Annotated in this window: 19 protein-coding genes and 1 riboswitch; of the genes, 16 read left to right on the forward strand and 3 right to left on the reverse strand. The window is 71.5% G+C overall.

Annotation, left to right across the window (positions count from 1 at the left end; genetic code table 11):
• The first annotated feature begins 283 nt into the window (after positions 1-283).
• Genes IH54_RS0125210 through IH54_RS0125225 form a run of 4 tightly spaced genes read left to right on the forward strand, consistent with a single transcriptional unit; the run spans position 284 to position 4713 of the window.
• Positions 284-1267, forward strand: a complete 984-nt coding sequence (locus IH54_RS0125210) for a cytochrome c oxidase subunit II (RefSeq protein ID WP_052397852.1) — start codon at positions 284-286, stop codon at positions 1265-1267.
• Positions 1264-3006, forward strand: coding sequence for a cytochrome c oxidase subunit I (gene ctaD, locus IH54_RS0125215; RefSeq protein ID WP_031520839.1), 1743 nt, complete (start codon positions 1264-1266; stop codon positions 3004-3006). Before IH54_RS0125210 ends, ctaD begins: the two co-directional genes overlap by 4 nt.
• The gene (locus IH54_RS0125220; protein WP_031520841.1) at positions 3003-3401 is read left to right on the forward strand and encodes a cytochrome c oxidase subunit 4; all 399 of its coding nucleotides are present in this window, start codon (positions 3003-3005) and stop codon (positions 3399-3401) included. Before ctaD ends, IH54_RS0125220 begins: the two co-directional genes overlap by 4 nt.
• A gap of 19 nt (positions 3402-3420) precedes the next feature.
• On the forward strand, positions 3421-4713 hold the full coding sequence (locus tag IH54_RS0125225) for a L,D-transpeptidase family protein (protein ID WP_078862515.1): 1293 nt from the start codon (positions 3421-3423) through the stop codon (positions 4711-4713).
• Positions 4714-4721: 8 nt separating this feature from the next.
• On the opposite strand, the gene IH54_RS0125230 is transcribed toward IH54_RS0125225, so the two are convergent.
• Complete coding sequence (locus IH54_RS0125230) at positions 4722-5150, reverse strand: response regulator transcription factor (protein ID WP_031520845.1); 429 nt, start codon at positions 5148-5150, stop codon at positions 4722-4724.
• Between the two features lie 217 nt (positions 5151-5367).
• Between IH54_RS0125230 and IH54_RS0125235 the strand changes: the two genes are divergently transcribed.
• The 6 genes from IH54_RS0125235 to IH54_RS0125260 all read left to right on the forward strand — a co-directional run bounded on the left by IH54_RS0125235 (position 5368) and on the right by IH54_RS0125260 (position 12679).
• Positions 5368-5988: a cytochrome c oxidase subunit 3 gene (locus IH54_RS0125235; RefSeq protein ID WP_031520847.1), complete on the forward strand. Its 621-nt coding sequence runs from the start codon at positions 5368-5370 to the stop codon at positions 5986-5988.
• Positions 5989-6068: 80 nt separating this feature from the next.
• Positions 6069-6878, forward strand: coding sequence for a c-type cytochrome (locus tag IH54_RS0125240; RefSeq protein ID WP_031520850.1), 810 nt, complete (start codon positions 6069-6071; stop codon positions 6876-6878).
• Positions 6875-7942 (forward strand): ubiquinol-cytochrome c reductase iron-sulfur subunit, encoded by a 1068-nt coding sequence (locus tag IH54_RS0125245; protein ID WP_031520852.1) that lies wholly within the window; start codon positions 6875-6877, stop codon positions 7940-7942. Before IH54_RS0125240 ends, IH54_RS0125245 begins: the two co-directional genes overlap by 4 nt.
• A complete protein-coding gene (locus IH54_RS0125250) occupies positions 7939-9582 on the forward strand; it encodes a cytochrome b (RefSeq protein WP_031520855.1) in 1644 nt (547 codons plus the stop codon). The genes IH54_RS0125245 and IH54_RS0125250 overlap by 4 nt, the downstream gene beginning before the upstream one ends.
• Positions 9583-9813: 231 nt before the next feature.
• Positions 9814-10881, forward strand: coding sequence for an anthranilate phosphoribosyltransferase (gene trpD, locus IH54_RS0125255; RefSeq protein WP_031520857.1), 1068 nt, complete (start codon positions 9814-9816; stop codon positions 10879-10881).
• Between the two features lie 86 nt (positions 10882-10967).
• A riboswitch (SAM riboswitch) is annotated at positions 10968-11084 on the forward strand.
• Positions 11085-11281: 197 nt separating this feature from the next.
• The gene (locus tag IH54_RS0125260) at positions 11282-12679 is read left to right on the forward strand and encodes an aminotransferase class V-fold PLP-dependent enzyme (protein ID WP_052397853.1); all 1398 of its coding nucleotides are present in this window, start codon (positions 11282-11284) and stop codon (positions 12677-12679) included.
• A gap of 107 nt (positions 12680-12786) precedes the next feature.
• Here the strand turns inward: IH54_RS0125260 and IH54_RS0125265 are convergent, their stop codons facing one another.
• Together IH54_RS0125265 and IH54_RS0125270 are read right to left on the reverse strand one after the other, a co-directional pair.
• A complete protein-coding gene (locus tag IH54_RS0125265) occupies positions 12787-13068 on the reverse strand; it encodes an Lrp/AsnC family transcriptional regulator (RefSeq protein WP_031520861.1) in 282 nt (93 codons plus the stop codon).
• Complete coding sequence (locus IH54_RS0125270; protein ID WP_031520863.1) at positions 13065-13844, reverse strand: rhomboid family intramembrane serine protease; 780 nt, start codon at positions 13842-13844, stop codon at positions 13065-13067. The genes IH54_RS0125265 and IH54_RS0125270 overlap by 4 nt, the downstream gene beginning before the upstream one ends.
• Positions 13845-13961: 117 nt before the next feature.
• On the opposite strand from IH54_RS0125270, the gene IH54_RS0125275 reads away from it, so the two are divergent.
• The 6 genes from IH54_RS0125275 (at position 13962) to IH54_RS0125305 (ending at position 21259) form a co-directional block, all read left to right on the forward strand.
• Positions 13962-14261: a hypothetical protein gene (locus IH54_RS0125275; RefSeq protein ID WP_234343821.1), complete on the forward strand. Its 300-nt coding sequence runs from the start codon at positions 13962-13964 to the stop codon at positions 14259-14261.
• Positions 14262-14818: 557 nt separating this feature from the next.
• A complete protein-coding gene (locus tag IH54_RS0125285) occupies positions 14819-16117 on the forward strand; it encodes an NYN domain-containing protein (protein WP_031520873.1) in 1299 nt (432 codons plus the stop codon).
• A 298-nt stretch (positions 16118-16415) separates the two neighbouring features.
• Positions 16416-17453: a C40 family peptidase gene (locus tag IH54_RS0125290; protein ID WP_031520867.1), complete on the forward strand. Its 1038-nt coding sequence runs from the start codon at positions 16416-16418 to the stop codon at positions 17451-17453.
• A gap of 203 nt (positions 17454-17656) precedes the next feature.
• The gene (locus IH54_RS0125295) at positions 17657-18706 is read left to right on the forward strand and encodes a C40 family peptidase (RefSeq protein WP_031520869.1); all 1050 of its coding nucleotides are present in this window, start codon (positions 17657-17659) and stop codon (positions 18704-18706) included.
• A 35-nt stretch (positions 18707-18741) separates the two neighbouring features.
• Complete coding sequence (locus IH54_RS0125300; RefSeq protein ID WP_031520870.1) at positions 18742-19998, forward strand: hypothetical protein; 1257 nt, start codon at positions 18742-18744, stop codon at positions 19996-19998.
• Positions 19999-20116: 118 nt separating this feature from the next.
• Entirely contained in the window at positions 20117-21259 is a 1143-nt protein-coding gene (locus IH54_RS0125305) for a M48 family metalloprotease (RefSeq protein ID WP_052397854.1), read from the forward strand.
• Positions 21260-21544 lie beyond the last annotated feature (285 nt).

The following is a 21544-nucleotide window of genomic DNA, read 5'->3' on the forward strand; positions in this document are numbered from 1 at the left end:
GACGCGCGGAGCGGCCGGCGCCCGGTCAATGGGCGTCAGAAAGACGCCCTGAGCGTGGGATTCCACCCCTTCGGGGTGCGCCCCGGCGCGTTGGACCCCCTCCCCGCGCGACCCCAAATAGCGTCCAGTAGGGTTTGGTCCGCATAAACATCCACACCTCAATGCCTGCAGCCCGGGCCGACCGACCAGCACACGGCCGGAACACCCGGACGAGCGGGCGAGACTCTCGGGAAGGCGCTACGTGAGTCCCAACGGCTCCGACCTCCCCCCCCGCCCGGAGGGCATGGGAGGTACCCCCGCCCACAGCCCCCAGGGCGTGGGAGGTTCCTCCACGTCACGGCGCGGGTTGCGGCGGAGGCTCCCGCAGGCGCTGGCTGCGGGCCTGGTCCTTGCTATGGCCACCGGTTGCTCCTACAAGGACTATCCCCGGCTCGGCATGCCGAGCCCGGCCACCGAACAGGCTCCGCGGATCCTCGCCCTGTGGCAGGGCTCCTGGGCCGCGGCGCTGGCGACCGGCTGCCTGGTCTGGGGCCTGATCCTGTGGAGCGTGATCTTCCACCGGCGCAGCCGGACCAAGGTCGAGGTCCCTCCGCAGACCCGCTACAACCTGCCCATCGAGGCGCTCTACACGATCGTCCCGATCGTGGTGATCGCGGTGCTCTTCTACTTCACCGCGCGCGACGAGAACAAGCTTCTCGCGACGTCGAAGAAGCCCGACCACGTGGTCAACGTGGTGGGCTTCCAGTGGAGCTGGGGCTTCAACTACCTGGAGAACGTCGACGGTGACCCGTCGACCGGTGCCACGGTCCCGCCGGAGCTGTCCGGGATCCCGGCGAACAAGCTGCTCTTCCCGAAGGGCGCCGAGGGCGTCTACGACGTCGGCACCCCGGCGAGCGTGGACCCCGACACCGGCAACCCGGGCCCGACGCTGTGGCTGGCCGAGGGCCAGACGGTGCGCTTCGTGCTGACCTCGCGGGACGTGATCCACTCCTTCTGGATCGTGCCCTTCCTGATGAAGCAGGACGTCATCCCGGGCCACACCAACGTCTTCGAGGTGACCCCGAACAAGCGTGGCACGTTCATGGGCAAGTGCGCCGAACTGTGCGGCGTGGACCACTCGCGGATGCTCTTCAACGTGAAGGTCGTGACGCCCGACGAGTACCAGCAGCACCTGAAGGATCTCGCCAAGGCGGGCAAGACGGGGTACCTCCCGTCCGGAGTCGCCACGACGGGCAACGCGAAGAACTCGGAGCCCAAGACCACATGAGCATTCTCAACGAACCGCACGGCGCGGCACCGGCCGACGACTCCTATGAGGATGAGATCCCGGCCCGCGTCAAGAGCCCCGGCTCCGTGGCCGTCAAGTGGCTGACCACCACCGACCACAAGACGATCGGCACGCTGTACCTGGTCACGTCGTTCGCGTTCTTCCTCATCGGCGGCGTGATGGCGCTGCTGATGCGCGCGGAGCTGGCGCGGCCCGGCAACCAGTTCATGTCGAACGAGCAGTTCAACCAGGCCTTCACGATGCACGGCACCGTGATGCTGCTGATGTTCGCGACACCACTGTTCGCGGGCTTCACGAACTGGATCATGCCGCTCCAGATCGGCGCGCCCGACGTCGCCTTCCCGCGGCTGAACATGTTCGCCTACTGGCTGTACCTGTTCGGCTCGCTCATCGCGGTCGGCGGCTTCCTGACCCCGCAGGGTGCGGCGGACTTCGGCTGGTTCGCGTACTCGCCGCTGTCCAGCGCGGTCAACTCGCCGGGCGTCGGCGCGGACATGTGGATCATGGGTCTGGCCCTCTCCGGCTTCGGCACCATCCTCGGCGCGGTCAACTTCATCACCACGATCATCTGCATGCGCGCACCGGGCATGACGATGTTCCGCATGCCGATCTTCGTGTGGAACGTGCTGCTGACCGCCGTGCTGGTCCTGCTCGCCTTCCCCGTGCTGGCCGCGGCGCTGCTCGCCCTGGAGGCCGACCGGAAATTCGGGGCGCACGTCTTCGACTCCGCGAACGGCGGAGCGCTGTTGTGGCAACACCTCTTCTGGTTCTTCGGCCATCCAGAGGTGTACATCATCGCCTTGCCCTTCTTCGGCATCATCTCCGAGGTCATCCCGGTCTTCGCGCGCAAGCCGATGTTCGGTTACATCGGCCTGGTGGCCGCGACCATCTCCATCGCGGGTCTCTCCGTGACGGTGTGGGCGCACCACATGTACGTGACCGGCGGTGTGCTGCTGCCGTTCTTCTCCTTCATGACCTTCCTGATCGCGGTACCGACCGGTGTGAAGTTCTTCAACTGGATCGGCACCATGTGGAAGGGCTCGCTGAGTTTCGAGACACCGATGCTCTGGGCGATCGGCTTCCTGATCACCTTCGCCTTCGGCGGTCTGACCGGCGTCATCCTGGCCGCGCCGCCGCTGGACTTCCACGTGTCCGACTCGTACTTCGTGGTGGCGCACTTCCACTACGTGGTGTTCGGCACCGTCGTCTTCGCGATGTTCGCCGGCTTCCACTTCTGGTGGCCGAAGATGACCGGCAAGATGCTCGACGAGCGGCTCGGCAAGATCACCTTCTGGACGCTCTTCTTCGGCTTCCACGGCACCTTCCTGGTGCAGCACTGGCTCGGCGTCGAGGGCATGCCCCGCCGCTACGCCGACTACCTGGCGGCCGACGGCTTCACCACGCTGAACACGGTGTCGACGATCAGTTCGTTCCTGCTCGGTCTGTCGATACTGCCGTTCCTCTACAACGTGTGGAAGACGGCGAAGTACGGCAAGAAGGTCGAGGTCGACGACCCGTGGGGCTACGGCCGTTCGCTCGAATGGGCGACGTCCTGCCCGCCGCCGCGGCACAACTTCACCTCGCTGCCGCGTATCCGCTCCGAATCCCCGGCGTTCGACCTGCACCACCCGGAGATCGCGGCGATCGACGCCCTGGCGGGCCACGGCGCGAGCAGTTCGGCTATTTCCGGCGCTGAGGGCAAGGGAGCGGGCGAGTGAAGGTCCAAGGATGGATGTTCGGCGGCTTCGCGGCCTTCATCCTCGCGGTGGCCGTCGTCTACGGCCTCTGGTCGAAGGAGCCGGCCGGCACCACCGCGCTGTTCCTGGGCTTCGGCCTGTGCACGATGATCGCGTTCTACCTCGGCTTCACCGCCAACCGGGCGGACACCGGGGCGATGGACCGCGAGGACGCCGACGTCGCGGACGACGCGGGGGAGCTGGGCTTCTTCAGCCCGCACAGCTGGCAGCCGCTGATGCTGGCCGCCGGTGGCGCCCTGGCCTTCATGGGCATCATCTTCGGCTGGTGGCTGCTGTTCTTCTCGATGCCGGTCATCCTGATGGGTGTCTTCGGCTGGGTGTTCGAGTACTACCGCGGTGTGGACCGCACGCAGTGACCGCGGTCTGACCGCACCACTGCCCAGGGCGGGCCGCGGCACCCCACCAGGTGCCGCGGCCCTGCTCGCGGCTCCCCTCGCGGTGGGGCTCACCGCATGCAGCGGCGACGGCAACCCGCTGGCGGAGCCGCCCCACGAGTCCGCGGCCAAGGTGGCGTACTCCATCGCGGACGGCGGCAAGGCCGACCCCAGCAAGCCGCTCAAGGTCACCGTCAAGGACGACGGCAGCCGGATCACCGACGTCACGGCCACCGACGCCGCCGGCCGCTTCGTGGCGGGCAAGCTCAGCGAGGACGGCCGCAGCTGGCAGTCCACCACCGCGCTGGCCGCCGGCGCCCACTACACGGTCCGGGTGAGCACCGAGGACTCCGACGGCCACCCCGGCCGCAAGACGCTGACCTTCGACACCACCCCGGCCGACGCCGGCCTGCACGTCACCTTCGGCCCCGACGCGGGCACGTACGGCGTCGGGCAGCCCATCACCGCGGCGCTGAGCGTCCCGGTCAAGTCCCCGGCGGCGCGTGCCGTCGTGGAGTCCCACCTCCAGGTGAGCGCCAGCCCGGCGGCGTCCCCCGGCTCCTGGTACTGGGTCGACGACCGCACCCTGCACTACCGCCCCAGCGCCTACTGGCCCGCGCACGCCCGGATAACGGCCACCAGCACGCTGGGCGGGGTCAAGGTCCAGGACAAGCTCTTCGGCGGCGCGGACAAGCCGCTCACGCTGCAGACCGGCGACCGCATCGAGGCGGTCACGGACGCGGCGACCGACCAGATGACCTTCAAGGACGACGGCAAGGTCGTCCGCACCCTGCCCGTCACCACGGGCAAGCCCGGCTTCGACACCCGCAACGGCATCAAGGTGGTGCTGGCCAAGGAGAGCTTCGTACAGATGAAGAGCACCACCGTCGGCATCGCCGCGGGCAGCTCCGACTCGTACGACCTGCCCGTCTACTGGGCCACCCGGGTGACATGGAGCGGCGAATACGTGCACGCCGCGCCCTGGTCCGTCGGCTCCCAGGGGTACGCCAACGTCAGCCACGGCTGCACGGGCATGAGCACCGACGACGCGCACTGGTTCTTCGACCACGTGCGCCCCGGCGACATCGTCCAGGTCGTCAACAGCCACGGCGCGACGATGACGCCGTTCGACAACGGATTCGGCGACTGGAACCTCGACGAGGCCCAGTGGCTCAAGGGCAGTGCCCTGGGCAAGGCCACGGCGCCGAGCGCGCAGCAGGGCTCCACGTCCGGCGGTGGCGGCCCGATGTCACCACTGTCCAACCCCGCCCGGCTGCGCCCCGAGACGGCCTGAGCGGCCCGCTAGCGGGCCGCGACGGCCTTCGAGGGCTCAGCGGCCCCCGGGACGCTGCGGCGCAGCAGCACGGCGAGCGTGTCGTTCAGCGCCACCGGGTCCACCGGGTGCGTGACGGCGGCGTCCGCGCGGCTCCAGGTGGCCAGCCAGGCGTCCTGCGGGCGCCCGATGAGCACCAGCACCGGCGGGCAGCGGAAGATCTCGTCCTTGATCTGGCGGCACACGCCCATCCCGCCCGCCGGAGCCGTCTCGCCGTCCAGGATGCAGGCGTCGATACCGCCGTTGCCCAGCTCGGTCAGGACCGCGGGCAGCGTCGCGCACTCCACGAACTCCACCGGCGGCAGGTCCGCGGCGGGCCGGCGGCCGACGGCGAGCCGGACCTGCTCCCGGGTGTTGGCGTCGTCGCTGTAGACCAGCACCGTGGCGGTCGCCTGCATCCTGGCTCCTCGAAGCTCGTGAACGCTTTCTCAAGTGCTTGCCGATGCTACTCCCGCGAGGGCCTTCCGTGGAGGGGCCGGAGCACCTCCGGATCCGCTGGCGCGTCCGGCCGTCCCCCGTCCGGGTGACCTCAACGCCGCTGGACACGGTCGCGCGAAGGACCTTGACACACCGAAGGGGACCCCCGGAGTGAGCGCCAGATAAGCGACCGACATAATGACGGACGTGGCGACAGCAACAGCAGTAGAAACCGGGCACGCGCACCCGTCGGTCAACCGGCCGAACCTCACCAGCGTCGGAACCATCATCTGGCTGAGTTCCGAGCTGATGTTCTTCGCGGCCCTCTTCGCGATGTACTTCACCCTTCGGTCGGTCACGGGTGCCGACTTCTGGAAGGAACACGCGCATGCGTTGAACGTGCCGTTCTCCGCGACGAACACCACGATCCTGGTGCTCTCCTCCTTCACCTGCCAGATGGGCGTGTTCGCCGCCGAGCGCGGTGACGTGAAGAAGCTGCGCTCCTGGTTCATCGTGACGTTCATCATGGGCGCGGTGTTCATCGGCGGGCAGATCTTCGAGTACACGAACCTGGTCAAGAAGGACGGGATCTCCCTCAGCTCGGACCCGTACGGCTCGGTGTTCTACCTGACCACCGGCTTCCACGGGCTGCACGTGACGGGTGGTCTGATCGCCTTCCTGCTGGTGCTGGGCCGTACGTACGCGGCCAAGCGCTTCACGCACCAGCAGGCCACCGCTGCGATCGTCGTCTCCTACTACTGGCACTTCGTCGATGTCGTCTGGATCGGCCTCTTCGCCACGATCTACCTGATCAAGTAGTCGGTCGCGTACCACAGCACGGTGCCGGACAGGCACAACCCGAAGCATCGAGACAAGAGATCCTGACACCGGGGTAATCCGTGAAAAAGCTCTCCGCACGACGGCGCCACCCGCTGGCGGCGCTCGTCGTCCTACTCTTCGCGCTAGCGGCCACCGGGGGGCTGTACGCCGCGCTCTCTCCGGCACCCAAGGCGCAGGCCGACGACTCTTCCCAGTCCATCGCGATCACCGAGGGACAGAAGCTGTTCTCGGTGGGCTGCGCGAGCTGCCACGGCGCTCACGGGCAGGGCAGCTCCGACGGCCCGAGCCTGGTCGGCGTCGGCTCCGCGGCGGTGGACTTCCAGGTCGGCAGCGGCCGGATGCCCGCGCAGCAGCCCGGCCCGCAGGTCCAGAAGAAGAAGAAGCAGTACAGCCAGCAGGAAATCGACCAGCTGGCCGCGTACATCGCCTCGCTCGGCCCCGGCCCGGTGGCCCCGACGGCGAACCAGTACGACCCGGCAGGCGGTGACGTCGCCAAGGGCGGCGAGCTGTTCCGCACCAACTGCGCGCAGTGCCACAACTTCGTCGGCAAGGGTGGTGCCCTCACCGATGGCAAGTACGCCCCCACGCTGAAGGGTGTCGAGCCCAAGCACATCTACGAGGCCATGCAGACCGGCCCGCAGAACATGCCGTCCTTCCCGGACACGACGATGCCGCAGCAGCAGAAGCAGGACATCATCGCGTACCTGAACGAGGTCGACACCGCACAGTCCAAGAACCCGGGCGGCTTCACGCTCGGCGGCTTCGGCCCGGTGCCCGAGGGTCTGTTCGCCTACGTCTTCGGCCTCGGCACGCTGATCGCCATCGCCGCCTGGATCGCGGCCCGGACGACTAAGGCCAAGAAGTCATGAGCGAAACCGGATCCAACGACGTGTCAGAGCCACACGAGCACCTGCCGGCCGCCGGGGGCGGCCACGGCGCCGAGACCGCGGTCCACCGCGACCCCTTCGGCGACCCGGGGCACCCCGAGCACGAGTACCGCCGCCAGGACATCGACGAGAAGGCGGCGAAGCACTCCGAGCGCGTCGTCGCCGGGCTGTTCACCCTCTCGATGATCGGCACCATCGCCTTCATCGCGTGCTTCGTGATCTTCCCGGTCGGCAAGTACGTCTACATCTTCCCGTTCGGCCACGTCAGCGCGCTGAACTTCTCCCTCGGCCTGACGCTCGCCGTCGCGCTGCTGGGACTCGGCGCGGGTGCCGTCCACTGGGCCCGCACCCTGATGTCGGACGAGGAGATGGCCGACGAGCGGCACTCCGCCGGCGCCGACGAAGAGCTGCGCGCCACGATGGAAGAGCAGTGGAAGCAGGGCGTGCAGGAGAGCGGCTTCGGCCGCCGCAAGCTGGTGCGCAACACCATGCTCGGCGCGCTCACGCTGGTCCCGCTGTCGGCCGTGGTGATTCTGCGCGACCTCGGTCCGCTGCCGGAGGACAAGCTCCGCCACACCGCGTGGGCCAAGGGCAAGGCGCTGATCAACCCGAACACCAACAAGCCGCTGCGCCCCGAGGACATCGCCGTCGGCTCGCTCACCTTCGCCAACCCCGAAGGCCTCAGCGAGGACGACGAGGACTTCCAGGAGCAGCTCGCGAAGGCCGCCCTGATGGTCGTCCGGATCAAGCCGGAGGACATCAAGGACAAGAAGGAACTCGACTGGTCCCACGAGGGGATCGTCGCCTTCTCGAAGATCTGCACGCACGTCGGCTGCCCCGTCAGCCTCTACGAGCAGCAGACGCACCACGTGCTGTGCCCCTGCCACCAGTCGACGTTCGACCTGTCGGACGGTGCGCGAGTGCTCTTCGGGCCGGCCGGGCACCGGCTGCCGCAGCTGCGTATCAGCGTCAATGGTGAGGGTAATCTGGTCGCCATGGGCGACTTCGAGGTTCCCGTCGGTCCGGCCTTCTGGGAGCGCGGATGAGTACATCGACTGAGACCGCCTCGACGAACACTCGCCGGGGCCCGAAACCTGCAGGCCAGAAAGTCGCGGAGTGGACAGACGCGCGGCTCGGGCTCTACAAGGTCGGCAAAGCCAATCTGCGGAAGATCTTCCCCGACCACTGGTCGTTCATGCTGGGCGAGATCTGCCTCTACAGCTTCATCATCCTCATCCTCACGGGTGTGTACCTGACGCTGTTCTTCCACCCCAGCATGGCCGAGACGATCTACCACGGCCCGTACGCCCCGCTCCAGGGCCAGCGGATGTCGGAGGCGTACGCCTCCACCATGCACATCAGCTTCGAGGTGCGCGGCGGTCTGCTGATCCGTCAGATCCACCACTGGGCGGCTCTGATCTTCCTCGCGGGCATGCTCGTGCACATGATGCGCATCTTCTTCACGGGTGCGTTCCGCAAGCCGCGTGAGCTGAACTGGCTCTTCGGCTGGACGCTGCTGTTCATCGGCTGCTTCGAGGGCTTCACCGGCTACTCGCTGCCCGACGACCTGCTGTCCGGCACCGGTGTCCGGTTCGTGGACGGCGCGATCCTCTCCACGCCGGTCATCGGAACGTACCTGTCGATGTTCATCTTCGGCGGCGAGTTCCCCGGCCACAACTTCGTGCCGATCTTCTACTCGGTGCACATCCTGCTGTTCCCCGGCATCATGGCGGCCCTCGTGACCGCGCACATGATCCTCGTCGTGTACCACAAGCACACGCAGTTCCCGGGCGCGGGCAAGACCGAGAAGAACGTCATCGGCATGCCGCTGCTCCCGATCTACACGGCCAAGGCGGGCGGCTTCTTCTTCCTGGTCTTCGGTGTCATCGCGGCCCTCGCGGCCATCGCGACGGTCAACCCGATCTGGGCGATCGGCCCGTACCGGCCGGACCAAGTGTCGACGGGTGCCCAACCCGACTGGTACATGGGCTTCCCCGAAGGCCTGATCCGGGTGATGCCCGGCTGGGAGATCAACGCATGGGGCCACACGCTCGTGCTGGGTGTGTTCATCCCGTTGATAATCTTCCCGCTGGTCCTGGTGGCCATCGGCGTCTACCCGTTCATCGAGTCCTGGATCACCGGTGACAAGCGCGAGCACCACCTGCTGGACCGCCCGCGCAACCGCCCGGTGCGCACCGGACTGGGTGTGGCCTGGCTGACGCTGTACTTCACGCTCCTCATCGGCGGCGGCAACGACCTGTGGGCCACGCACTTCCACCTGTCGATCGAGACGATCACCTGGGCCGTGCGGATCGGCTTCTTCGTCCTGCCGGTGATCGCGTTCTGGGTCACCAAGCGGATCTGCCTCGGCCTCCAGCGCCGGGACCGCGAGAAGGTGCTGCACGGTCGCGAGACCGGCATCATCAAGCGGCTCCCGCACGGCGAGTTCATCGAGGTCCACGAGCCGCTCCCGCAGGAGCAGCTGCACATGCTCACCGCGCACGAGCAGCCGCAGCCGCTGGAGATCGGCCCCGCGGTCGACGAGAACGGTGTCGAGCGCAAGACCAGCCCCGTCACCAAGCTCCGGGCCAAGCTGTCGCGCGGTTACTACGGCGAGCACAGCCAGATCCCGAAGCCGACGGTCGAGGAGTACGACGAGATCACGAGCGGCCACGGTCACCACTGACCGACCTGCGGTCCGCTGAGCCGGGTGGGTGCCCTTCGCGGGTGCCCGCCCGGCTTCTTCCGTCCCGGAGGGGTGGTGCGGGCGGTTGCCGGGCCACCGGCCGGTGGTGGGTTTGCCGCCCAGTTCCGCCCCCGGAGCTTCGCCCGGGAGGCACCCCCGGCGCCGCCTGAGTGGTGCCGCCTGCCGATAGGGTGGGCCCCCACGGCCCGAGGGCGAGGTAGGAGCGTAACCATGAGCGTTGTGAACCCGGCAGAGAGCACCGGCACGGGATCGCTCCGGTCCTGGCCGGACGTGCTGACCGCGCTGATCTCGGGGCAGGATCTGGACGCCGAGGACACGGCGTGGGCGATGGACCAGATCATGACCGGCAGCGCCACCGACGTGCAGATCGCCGGCTTCGCGGTCGCGCTGCGCGCCAAGGGGGAGACGGTCGAGGAAGTCACCGGCATGGTGCGGGCGATGTACGCGCACGCCAAGACCATCGAGGTGCCCGGTCCCACGGTCGACATCGTCGGTACCGGCGGCGACCGCGCCAAGACCGTCAACATCTCCACCATGTCGGCCATAACGGTCGCGGGCACCGGTGCGAAGGTCGTCAAGCACGGCAACCGCGCCGCGTCCTCCGCGAGCGGCGCCAGCGACGTGCTGAGCCACCTCGGGGTGAACCTGGACCTGCCGCCGCACCGGGTCGTGGAGGTCGCAGAAGAGGCGGGCATCACCTTCTGCTTCGCCGTGAAGTTCCATCCCGCCCTGCGCCATGTGGCCACCGCGCGCGGCGAGTTGGGGGTCGCCACGACCTTCAACTTCCTCGGCCCGCTCACCAACCCGGCCCGGGTACGGGCGCAGGCCACCGGCGTCGCGAACGCCCGGGTCGCGCCGATCATGGCCGGGGTGCTGGCCGAACGCGGCTCGTCCGCACTGGTCTTCCGCGGTGACGACGGCCTGGACGAACTCACGACCACCGCCACCTCCCAGGTGTGGTGGGTCCGCGACGGCAAGGTCACCCACCAGTCCTTCGACCCGCGCGACATCGGCATCGGCCTGGTGCCCGTCGACGCGCTGCGCGGCGGCTCCCCGGCGCACAACGCCGACGTCGCCCGGCGCGTCCTGGCCGGCGGGACCGGCCCGGTCCGCGAGGCGGTGCTGCTCAACTCCGCGGCCGCGCTCGTCGCCCTGGAGCCCGGCATCGGGACGCTGGAGGAGCAGTTGGCCGCCGGCGTCGAGCGGGCCGCGCAGTCGCTGGACTCCGGCGCGGCCGCCGCGGTGCTCGAGCGCTGGGCCGCGGCCAGCAACGCCTGAGCCCCGCCGCACCCGCTTCGACAGGCGCCGTCCGCACTGCGGACGGCGCCTTGCGCGTGCGCGGGGCTGTGGCAGAATCCCTTTCAGGTCACGAGTGACAGCGCAAAGGCCCCGGCTCGCTGTCCGGCAACCCTCCGTCCGAGGCGGGGTGCCCCGGGTGATGACCAGGCTGTGAGCAGCAGGGCTCACAGCAAGCCGGACTGGGGAGTTCTCTCATGCGCAAGCGAATGCGATAGGGCCTTTCGGCCCCGGTTCCGCCTTTCCGCGGTGCCGTCAGTGCACCGGTCCACCACCTCGTCCGCTGCCATCCAGCCGTCCGACGGCTTCCGTCGCCCGCGCAGGCCTGTCGCCTGCCGCCGAGGCGCGCCGCCGCCCGCTGCTCTCGTGCCAGGAGATCGCCATGACCGCAACCACCGTGTCCGCCGCCACCGACGCCACCGGTTCCGCCGACCCCGCCTGTTGCGAGCCGCTGCCCGTGCTCGGCCGGGACGTCACCGTCCCGCTCGTGACCGGCAGCGACGTCACCTACGCCGCCCTCGACTACGCCGCGAGCGCCCCCGCGCTCCAGCGGGTGTGGGACGACGTGGCCGCGTACGCCCCCTACTACGGCAGCGTGCACCGCGGCGCGGGGTACCTCTCCCAGCTGTCCACGGACCTCTTCGAGCAGAGCCGCGCCACGGTCGCCGAGTTCCTCGGCTGCCGCCCCGCCGACCAGGTGGTCTTCACCCGCTCCACCACCGACTCGCTCAACCTGCTGGCCGCCGCGCTGCCCGCCGGGACCCGGGTGTTCGTCTTCGAGACCGAGCACCACGCGGCGCTGCTGCCCTGGCAGCGGGCCACCGACGCCGAGGTCGTCTGCCTCGCCGCCCCGCACACCCCCGAGGAGGCCGTCGCCGCGCTCGACGTCGCCCTGCACGGCGCGCCCAAGGGGCCCAAGCTGGTGTGCGTCACCGGCGCCTCCAACGTGACCGGTGAGCTGTGGCCGGTGCGCGAACTGGCCGCCGCCGCACACCGGCACGGCGCCCGTATCGTGCTGGACGCCGCGCAGCTGGTGCCGCACCAGGCCGTGGACATCTCCGAGCTGGACGTCGACTGGGTCGCCTTCTCCGGCCACAAGCTCTACGCGCCCTTCGGCTCCGGCGTCCTCGCCGGCCGCGCCGACTGGCTGCGCGAGGCCGAGCCCTACCTCGCGGGCGGCGGCGCCACCCGTACCGTCGTCCGGCGGGCCGACGGGCAGGTCGAGACCGAGTGGCACACCACCGTCGCCCGGCACGAGGCCGGATCGCCGAACGTCATCGGCGCCTACGCGATCGCCTCCGCGTGCCGCGCCCTCACCGAGGCGGGCTTCGACCGGCTCGAAGCGCGCGAGCGGCAGCTGCTGAAGGTGCTGCGGGACGGCCTCGCCGCGATCCCCGAGGTCCGGGTGCTGTCGCTCTTCGGTGAGGACTCCGCCCGGGTCGGCGTGCTCAGCTTCGTCGTCCGCGGCTGGAACAGCTCGCACCTCGCGGCGGCGCTCTCCGCGGAGTACGGCATCGGCGTGCGGGACGGGCTCTTCTGCGCCCACCCGCTCGTCCGCCGCCTCCTCGGCACCGACACGGAGGACCTCGGGGCGTGCGGATCCCCTGACCCCGGGGCGGGGTTCAACGGCAACGCCGTGCGGGTGAGCTTCGGCGCCGGCACGCCCGTCGAGGACATCTCGCGCTTCGTGGCCGCGCTGACCACTCTCGTCCGCGAGGGCGCGGCCTGGACCTACGCCACGGAAGCCGGCCGCTGCGTGCCGGTCGCCCCGGGGGCTTGATCCGGGAGAGAGCTGCCCTGTGCGTGGGGCGGTGCGCGTTTTCAGGGGCGCCTGGGCGGTGCCCCCACGCGCCCCTCAGAACGCTTGCCCCCTGCGCAAGGGAAAGGTCACGAGTCGAGGCCGATGGCGAACGCGGCCTCCAGGTCGTGCTGGGAGTACGTGCGGAAGGCCACGTGCGTGTCCGTGGCCTCCACACCGGGGATCTTGCTGATGCGGCCGGGGATGATGTCGGCCAGTTCGTCGTGCTTGCCCACCCGGACGAGGGCGACGAGGTCGTACGTGCCGGTCACCGAGTAGACCTCGCTGACGTTGTCGAGCGCCGCGATCGACTCGGCGATCTCGGGGATCCTGTCCACGGTGGTCTTGATGAGCACGATCGCGGTGATCACGGCTGCGCGTCTCCTTGGGTCGTCCCGGCGATGACGCTCAGCTTAGACCGGGGCCGGTAGCAGGCCCACGCCCAGCAGAAGCCGAAGGCGAAGCCCACGACATGGGCGAGGTAGGCCACCCCCGGGCCCGCGGCGGCGGACTGCGCGGCGAACCACTGGAGCACGAACCAGAAGCCGAGCACCACCCACGCCGGGAAGCGCAGCGGGACGAAGAAGAGGAAGGGGAACAGGCTGGTGACCCGGGCCCGCGGGTAGAGGTAGAGGTACGCCCCGAGGGCGCCGGAGATCGCGCCGGACGCGCCGACGAGGCTCTGCGTGTCGGCGGAGTGGGCGAGCGCGAAGGCGTACGTGGCGAGGTAGCCGGCGGCGAGGTAGAAGAGGGCGAAGCGCACCCGGCCCATGCGGTTCTCGACGTTGTCGCCGAAGACGTAGAGGAAGAGCATGTTGCCGATCAGGTGCAGCCAGCTGCCGTGCAGGAACATCGACGTGAGCACGGACAGGTACGGCGACGGCGGGTACGGGTCGGCGGCGCTGCAGCCCGCGGGCAGGCCGAGGGCTGCAGCGGAGGGGCGGGCGTGGAACAGCTCGGCGGGGACGACGCCCCAGCGGTCGAAGTAGAGCGCCTGCCGGCACGCGAGGGCGTGCCCGGTGCCGTAGGCGGGGAGGAAGCCGGACAGCGGGCCGAGCAGGAAGACGGCGGTGCACAGGGCGATCAGCCCGTACGTGACGACCGGCGTACGGCGGACCGGGTTCTTGTCGTACACCGGGATGACCATGCACTGATCATGACGCAGCGGTCGTAACGGACATAGGCCGCCTCGCCGCAGCGCGCCGCACACGAAAGGCCGTAGGGTGACCGGGACGCACGCTCCCGACAGGAAGAGGTACCAGCCATGCCGGTTCCCCTGCCGACCGCGACCACGCGGTGGCGCTGCACGCTGTGCGGAAACCTGACGCGTTTCGACGTCACCCGCTCCTCGCGGGTCGTGGAGTACGTGCACCTGGACCTGGCGGGCGAGCCGTCCGTGGAGGAGACCGAGGTGCTGGCCGAGACCGTGGAGTCGGTGCGCTGCCGCTGGTGCAACGCGGTGGACCGGATCGAGCTGGTCGACCGGCCGGGCGCGGCCGCGGACGGTGACGACGGGAACAGCAGTGCGGAAAGTGCCGCCGGGGGCGGTTCCGCGTCTGGTTGACGCCTGGACGGGGACAATAGAAGCAGGCGTTGTCATCGAAGGGGGCCGGGAGGACGCCGAGGGTCGTCGGCAGATTCGGACGGGAGTGACTGGTGGACGGAAGCGGCGGTTTTCCGCGCCCCGGGACGGACGGGGCCGCGGTGGAGCCTGCCGAGCCGACGGCCGCCGAGCAGTCCGGTTCCGGACCCGGCACTCCGGCGGACGCGTCCGGGCCGTCCGCCGCGCACGGCGGGCCGGACTCCGCGTCCGACGAGCCCGCGTCCGACGAGCCTGGGTCCGACGAGCCCGCGTCCGACGAGCCTGGGTCCGACGAGCCCGCGTCCGACGAGCCTGGGTCCGACGAGGCTGCGTCTGACGAGCCCGCGTCCGACGAGCCTGGGTCCGACGAGCCCGCGTCCGACGAGGCTGCGTCTGACGAGGCTGCGTCTGACGAGCCCGCGCTCGACGAGGCTGCGTCTGACGAGCCCGCGTCTGCCGAGCCCGCGCGCGACGAGGCTGCGTCTGCCGAGCCTGCGTCCGCCGACTCCGCGCTCGACGAGCCTGCGCTCGACCGGCCGCTGCCCGAGGGCGTACGCCACCGGGTGGTCGCCATCGCCGCCGACGCGTTCGGCAGCTTCACCTACCAGGAGCTTCCCGTCTCGCTCCGCCCTTACGCCCGCTTCACGCCCAGCCGCCGGGTGAAGTACGCCGGTACGGCGCTGGCCGCCGCCCTGGAGCACGACCCGGCCTTCCGGCAGCGGGTGGCCGGGCGGCTGCGGGATTCGCAGGCCGAGCTCGCGGGGGCGCTGGAGGACGGCACCCCGCCGCCGGCCGCCGACCCGCTGGACGTCGCGGCCGCCGCGTATCTGCTGCGCCCGGCGGGCTGGGCGAAGCTGGTGGCCACCGCGGGGGAGGAGGCCCAGCGGGCGGATGCCGAGCGGGCCGACGAGGAGGCGCTGCGCGAGCTGGCCGCCCTGCGCGCCGAGGTCGAGGCGCTGCACGAGCACGGCAGGGCCGAGGCCGCGCGCGCGAGGGCCGAGCTGGAGTCCGTGCGCAAGGAGGGCGACGCGCTGCACCGCAAGCTGCGCAGCGCCCTCAGCGACGTCAAGCGCGCGGAGGCCGCGCAGCGCCGGCTGCAGACGGAGGTCGACGAGCTGCGCACGTCGGCCGCGCAGGAGCGGACCGCCGCCGACAGCGAGGCCCGCCGGCTGCGCGCCCGGCTCGCGGAGGCCGAGGCGGCGGTCGAGGCCGGCCGCCGGGCCGTGCGCGAGGGGCGCAGCGTTGAGGACGTACGGCTGCGGCTGCTGCTCGACACCGTGCTGGACGCGGCGGCCGGGCTGCGCCGCGAGCTGGCCCTGCCGCCGCGGGACACGATGGGCGTGCTGCCCGCGGACACCGTGGACGCGGTCGCGCCGGGGACGTTCAGCGCGCGGGACATCGCCACCCGGGCGCTGTCTGCCAACGACCCGGCGCTGCTCGACCAGTTGCTGGCGCTGCCGCAGGCGCACCTGGTGGTCGACGGCTACAACGTGACCAAGACCGGCTATCCCGCGCTGCCGCTGGAGAAGCAGCGGCTGCGGCTGCTCGGCGGCCTCGCGGCGCTCGCCGCGCAGAGCGGCGCCGAGGTGACGTGCGTCTTCGACGGCGCCGACCTCGACATGCCGGTGCTGCTCGCGCCGCCGCGCGGGGTGCGGGTGCTGTTCAGCAAGGCCGGGGAGACCGCGGACGAGCTGATCCGGCGGCTGGTGCGGGCCGAACCGCCCGGGCGGCAGATCGTCGTCGTCTCCGCCGACCGTGAGGTCGCCGACGGCGTCGCCAAGTCGGGGGCCCGGCCCGTCGCCTCCACGCTGCTGCTGCGACGCCTCGCCCGGGTCTGAATCCGGCGCCTCCGCAAGTCCGTTCACCATTCCCGTGCGCCCGTACGTCCGTGCGGGCGTTCACCAGCGCACTAGTACGCACCCTGTGTGAATCGGTCATCACGCTGCGTTGAAAGCGTGTAAAGAAAACTTGAACCGGTCGAGATTTTGCCTTCCGGGATTTGAACCGATCACGGAAAGGTCACTAAGGTCAGGCCTCGTACCTCCGCGCAGTCGATCATCCAATCCGGATGGCGCTCGGAGGCCGCCCGCCAGTCGTCAACCGGTAGGCGGCTGAAGGAAGAAGGAGCTCGCCTTCGTGGCGTCCCACCGTCGACCCAAGCCGGCAAGCCGCACGCGTGTGACCGTGCTGACCGCGACCGCTGCGGCGGCCGTCGCGCTGTCCGCCCAGGCTGCCAACGCCGCTCCTGCCAAGCCCAGCAAGCCCACCACGGTCAAGGACGCCAAGGCCCAGGTGGACGCGCTCTACACGCAGGCGGAGCAGGCCACCGAGAAGTACGACGCGGCGAACGAGAAGCTCAAGTCGCTGCAGGGTGAGGCCAGCTCGCTCCAGGACCAGGTGGCCCGGCAGCAGCAGCACCTCAACACGCTGCGCGACGGCCTAGGTGTGATCGCGGCCTCGCAGTACCGCACCGGTGGCATCGACCCGTCGCTGCAGCTCTTCCTCTCGTCCAACCCGGACAGCTACCTGGACCAGGCCTCCGCCCTTGACCAGGTCAGCTCGATCCAGACCAGCGCCCTCCAGCAGCTCCAGAACGCCAAGCGGACCCTGGACCAGGAGCGCGCGCAGGCCACGGCGAAACTCGCCGAACTGGAGTCCACCAAGACCGAGCTGGCCAAGCGCAAGACCGAGGCCAAGGACAAGCTCGCGCAGGCGCAGTCCATACTCAACGGGCTCACCGCAGCGCAGCGCCAGCAGATATCCAACGACCAGGCCCGCGCCAACCGCGACACCGGCCGCGCCCCGCTGGGCGGCACGTCCGCCAGCAAGTACGCCGCCAGCGCCTTCGCCGCCGCGCAGTCCAAGATCGGCAAGTCCTACGTGTACGGCGGCTCCGGCCCCAACACCTTCGACTGCTCCGGCCTCACCTCCTGGGCCTACCGCCAGGCCGGGGTGTCCATCCCCCGCACCGCGGCGGAGCAGGCCAACGCCGGTACGCGCATCTACTCCAAGTCCGACCTCAAGGTCGGCGACCTCATCATCTTCTACGGCGACCACCACCACGTCGGCCTCTATGCCGGCGACGGCCAGGTGCTGCACGCCCCCAAGCCGGGCACGGTCGTGCGCTACGAGGCCATGAGCAACATGCCCTTCCAGTTCGGCGTCCGCATCTGAGCCGCTCCCCTCTGGGCTGATCCCGCCGGGGCCGACCCGCAACACCGCCCGGACGCTACGGCGTTCGGGTGGTGCCGTTTCCGTCCCCGCCCGCGTGCCGGTCGGCTGACCTGCGCGGCGACCACCCCCGCGCACATGTGCGGGTCGCTGCGCCGCTCACCGCGTTTGTACGGTACGTGCCCGACTGGCTACTGTCGGCTGCCGTGGCATCCCATCGACGTGCACCGCAGCCGGGCCCGGCCGCCCGTGCCACCCGGCTCACCGTGCTCACCGCCGCGGCCGCGGCCACCGCGGCGCTCACCGGCGGCGCCGCCCAGCCCGCCGCGGCCGACCCGTCCGCGACGGCGGCCGGCACCACCGCCCGCCTCGACCGGCTCTACCAGCAGGCCGAAGCGGCCACCCAGGCGTACGACGCCGCCACCGAACGCACCCGGCAGCTCGGCGCCGACCTCGCGAGCCTCCAGCAGCGCGCCGCGCAGGGCCAGCAGCGAATCAACGAACTGCGCACGGGACTCGGCCGGCTCGCCGCAGCGCAGTACCGCGGCGGCGCCCTCGACCCCACCCTCGCGCTGCTCCTGTCCGACGACCCGCGCGGCTTCCTCGACCAGGCCGCCACCCTCACCCGCCTCGGCGCCCGGCAGGCCGGGCGGCTGGACGAACTGCGGTCCGCCCAGCAGGCCCTGGACGGCCGGCACGCCCAGGCCGCGGGCAAGCTCACCGAACTCGCCCAGGCCACCGCGGAGCTGACCCGCCGCAAGGCCGCCGTCCAGCACGCCCTCGCCCAGGCCCGGCAACTCCTGCGCACCCTCCCCGCCGCCCAGCGGGCCCGTTACGCCCCCGGCACGGCCGACCGCTCCTTCCGGCCCTTCCCGCTGCTGCCGCCGCTCGGCGACCTCCCCGCCGCCTCCGGCCGCGCCGCCCTCGCCGTGGCCGCCGCCCACCAGGTCCTCGGCGCCCCCTACGTGTGGGGCGCGACCGGCCCCCACTCCTTCGACTGCTCGGGCCTGATGCAGTACGCCTACTCCCGCGCGGGCGTCTCCCTCCCGCGCACCTCCCAGGAGCAGGCCCACGCCGGGCGCCGCGTCCCCCTCTCCCAGGCCCGCCCCGGCGACCTCGTCATCTACCGCAACGACGCCAGCCACGTGGCGATGTACGTCGGCGACGGCCGCGTCATCCACGCCCCCTACCCCGGCGCCCGGGTCCGCTACGACCCGGTGTCGATGATGCCGGTCACCGCGGTGGTCCGCCCCTAGGGCGAGCGGCGGGGCCCGCCCCGTACGATCGCCCCATGACCGCGCCGCCCACGAGACGCTCCGCGATCGGCGCCCTCACCGGCGCCCTCGCCGGGCTGACCGCCTGCACCGGCGGCAGCGGGAGCGCGGCCCCCCGCCGGACCGCCACGGCCGACCCCGCCCTCCAGCAACTCCTCACCCGGCGCGCGACGGCGCTCCTGCACCGGGACCGGCAGGCCTTCCTCGCGGGCGCCGACCCGCGGGCGACCCGCTACTACGCCGCCCAGCGGCGGATGTTCGACGACATCGCGGAGGTCCCGCTCGCCGCCTGGTCCTACCGCCTCGTCCGCACGGGCGCCTTCCCGCTCCCGCCCACCGCCGACGCCGGCGGCACCGTGCGCACCGCCGCCGAGGTCGAGCTGAGCTACCGGCTGCGCGGCTACGACGCCCGGCCGGTCCTCTCCACCGAATACCTGACCTTCACCCGCCGCGCCGGGCACTGGTACGTCGCCGCGGACGACGACGGGGCCTCCGCGGGCAAGCGCACCGCCGTACAGCTGTGGGACCAGGGCAAGGTCACGGCCGTACGGGGGACGCACAGCCTCGTACTGGGCCTCGTCGACACCGCGACGCTGCGCGGCTACGCCGCCGACGCCGACCGCGCGGTGCCGCAGGTGCAGCGGGCGTGGGGGAAGGCGGGCTGGCCCGGCAGCGTCGTCGTCGAGGCGCCCGGGACCCTTGACCAGCTCGGCGCGCTGCTCGCCGCCGACCCCGACGACTACCGCGGCATCGCCGCCGTCACCACGGGCGAGCTGGGCGGCAGCGCCGCCGCCCCGGCCGACCGGGTGCTCGTCAACCCCGCCGCCTTCGGCCGCCTCTCCGCCTTCGGCCGGCAGGTCGTGCTCACGCACGAGACGACCCACGTGGCGACCCGGCTCGCCACCACCTCCCACACCCCCCTGTGGCTCTCGGAGGGCTTCGCCGACTGGGCCGCCTACCGCGACTCCGGCCGCACGGCCCCGGAGATCGCCCCCGAACTCGCCCAGGACGTCACCGCGGGCCACATTCCCGCCGCCCTCCCCGCCAACGCCGACTTCCGCCCCACCGCGCCCGCCCTCCCGCAGGCGTACGAGGGCGGCTGGCTGGCCAACCGCCTGATCGCGGACCAGTGGTCCCCGGCGACCCTGACAGCCGTCTACCGCGCGGCCGGCACGGGCACGCCCCTGGACGCGGTCCTCCAGGCGCACCTGCACCTGAGCCTGGCCGCCTTCACGGCGCGCTGGCGCACGTACGTCCGGCAGGAGCTGACGTGAGACGGGACTCCGCGACCGTGAGCCGAGGTGAGCGGGGGCTGCGCGGCGGTCTCCCCGGGCGGGAACGGAGCGCCCGGGGTCCCGCAACCGCCGGGCCGGGAAGCCGGGGGGACGCACGATGAGCCGGCCGGAAGCCTCACCGGAAAACCCCGCGGACGCGGACTTCACCCCCGAGCACATCGCCCGGGCCAGGGCGCTGCGCCAGGGCGTGTGGCCCGTCGCCCTCGCCGGCCGCGCCGCGAACCTCGCGCTGCTCCTCACCCTCGGCCTCACCCCCGCCGGGGCACACCTCGTCGCCGCGTTCGGCGGGGCCTGGGCCGGGCGCGTGGCGGGCGCCGCGCTCACACTCGTCCTGCTGCCGCAGCTCCTCACCCTGCCCTTCGCCGCCCGCGGCCGCGTCGTACGGTCCCGCTTCGGCCTCGTCACCCAGAGCTGGCGCGGCTGGGCGGCGGACCAGCTCCGCGGCCTGCTCATCTCGCTGCCGCTCGTCGCCGGGGCGCTCTTCGCCGTGTACGCGCTCGCGGGCGTCACCCGCTGGTGGTGGGCCTGGGCCGCGCTCGGCGCCGCGGCCGTCACCGTCGCGCTCTCCTGGGCGGCCCCCGTGGTGTTCGAGCCGCTCTTCAACCGCTTCACGCCCATGCCCGCCGGGCCCCTGCGGGACGCGCTGCTCTCCCTCGCCGCACGTGACGGCGTCACCGTACGGGACGTGCTCGTCGCCGACGCGTCGCGCCGCACCACGGCGCTCAACGCGTACGTCTCCGGCTTCGGCCGGACCCGGCGGATCGTCGCCTACGACACGCTCCTCTCCACCGCCGAGCCGCGCGAGGTCGAACTCGTCGTTGCCCACGAACTCGGCCACGTCGTCCACCGCGACGTCCCCCGCGGCACCGCCCTCGGTGCCCTCGGGGCCGCGGCCGGCGTCTGCCTCCTCGCCCTCGCCGTGACCTGGTCCCCTCTCCTCACCGCCGCGGGCACCACCCACTTCGCCGACCCCCGCACCGCCTGGCTCCTCGCCGCCACCGCCGCGACCGGCGCCGCCCTCGCCGGCCCCTTCGGCTGTGCCCTCTCCCGCCGGGTGGAACGCCGCGCCGACCACCACGCGCTCGCCCTCACCGGCGACTCCGCCGGCTTCATCGCCATGCAGCGCCGCCTCACGGCGGTGAACGTCGCCGAACCCTCACCGCCGCGGGCCCTCCACCTCCTCTGGGGCACGCACCCCACCCCCGCCGCCCGCATCGCCGCGGCCCGCGCCACCCGCTGACGGGTGTGGCTTGCGGCTCTCCCGCCGCGGGGGTTGCCCGCGCCTGCGGCGCGGGGTGTTTCCCCCCCCCGCCACTCGTGCGAGGAGGACATCGGCTGACGGTCTTCCCGTGGGGCCCATTCGCCGTCGGGGGCGCACCGCAGTCCCCGGGACATCACCCCACCGGCAGGCAGCCGCCAGCGCAACGCACGAGCAGGGCGACGCTCCACCCCACCCACCCCCACCGACAGGCAGCCGCCCACGAGACGTCGGGGGACGGGCACGATCACCCCACCCACCCCCACC

Source organism: Streptomyces sp. NRRL F-5123 (assembly GCF_000721495.1).
Lineage (GTDB): Bacteria > Actinomycetota > Actinomycetes > Streptomycetales > Streptomycetaceae > Actinacidiphila.

Coding starts and splice junctions, on each gene's coding strand:
- IH54_RS0125210 (WP_052397852.1), top strand. CDS start 284: ATGGGAGGTACCCCCGCCCACAGCCCCCAGGGCGTGGGAGGTTCCTCC.
- ctaD (WP_031520839.1), top strand. CDS start 1,264: ATGAGCATTCTCAACGAACCGCACGGCGCGGCACCGGCCGACGACTCC.
- IH54_RS0125230 (WP_031520845.1), bottom strand. CDS start 5,150: ATGCAGGCGACCGCCACGGTGCTGGTCTACAGCGACGACGCCAACACC.
- IH54_RS0125235 (WP_031520847.1), top strand. CDS start 5,368: ATGACGGACGTGGCGACAGCAACAGCAGTAGAAACCGGGCACGCGCAC.
- IH54_RS0125245 (WP_031520852.1), top strand. CDS start 6,875: ATGAGCGAAACCGGATCCAACGACGTGTCAGAGCCACACGAGCACCTG.
- IH54_RS0125250 (WP_031520855.1), top strand. CDS start 7,939: ATGAGTACATCGACTGAGACCGCCTCGACGAACACTCGCCGGGGCCCG.
- trpD (WP_031520857.1), top strand. CDS start 9,814: ATGAGCGTTGTGAACCCGGCAGAGAGCACCGGCACGGGATCGCTCCGG.
- IH54_RS0125260 (WP_052397853.1), top strand. CDS start 11,282: ATGACCGCAACCACCGTGTCCGCCGCCACCGACGCCACCGGTTCCGCC.
- IH54_RS0125270 (WP_031520863.1), bottom strand. CDS start 13,844: ATGGTCATCCCGGTGTACGACAAGAACCCGGTCCGCCGTACGCCGGTC.
- IH54_RS0125275 (WP_234343821.1), top strand. CDS start 13,962: ATGCCGGTTCCCCTGCCGACCGCGACCACGCGGTGGCGCTGCACGCTG.
- IH54_RS0125300 (WP_031520870.1), top strand. CDS start 18,742: ATGACCGCGCCGCCCACGAGACGCTCCGCGATCGGCGCCCTCACCGGC.
- IH54_RS0125305 (WP_052397854.1), top strand. CDS start 20,117: ATGAGCCGGCCGGAAGCCTCACCGGAAAACCCCGCGGACGCGGACTTC.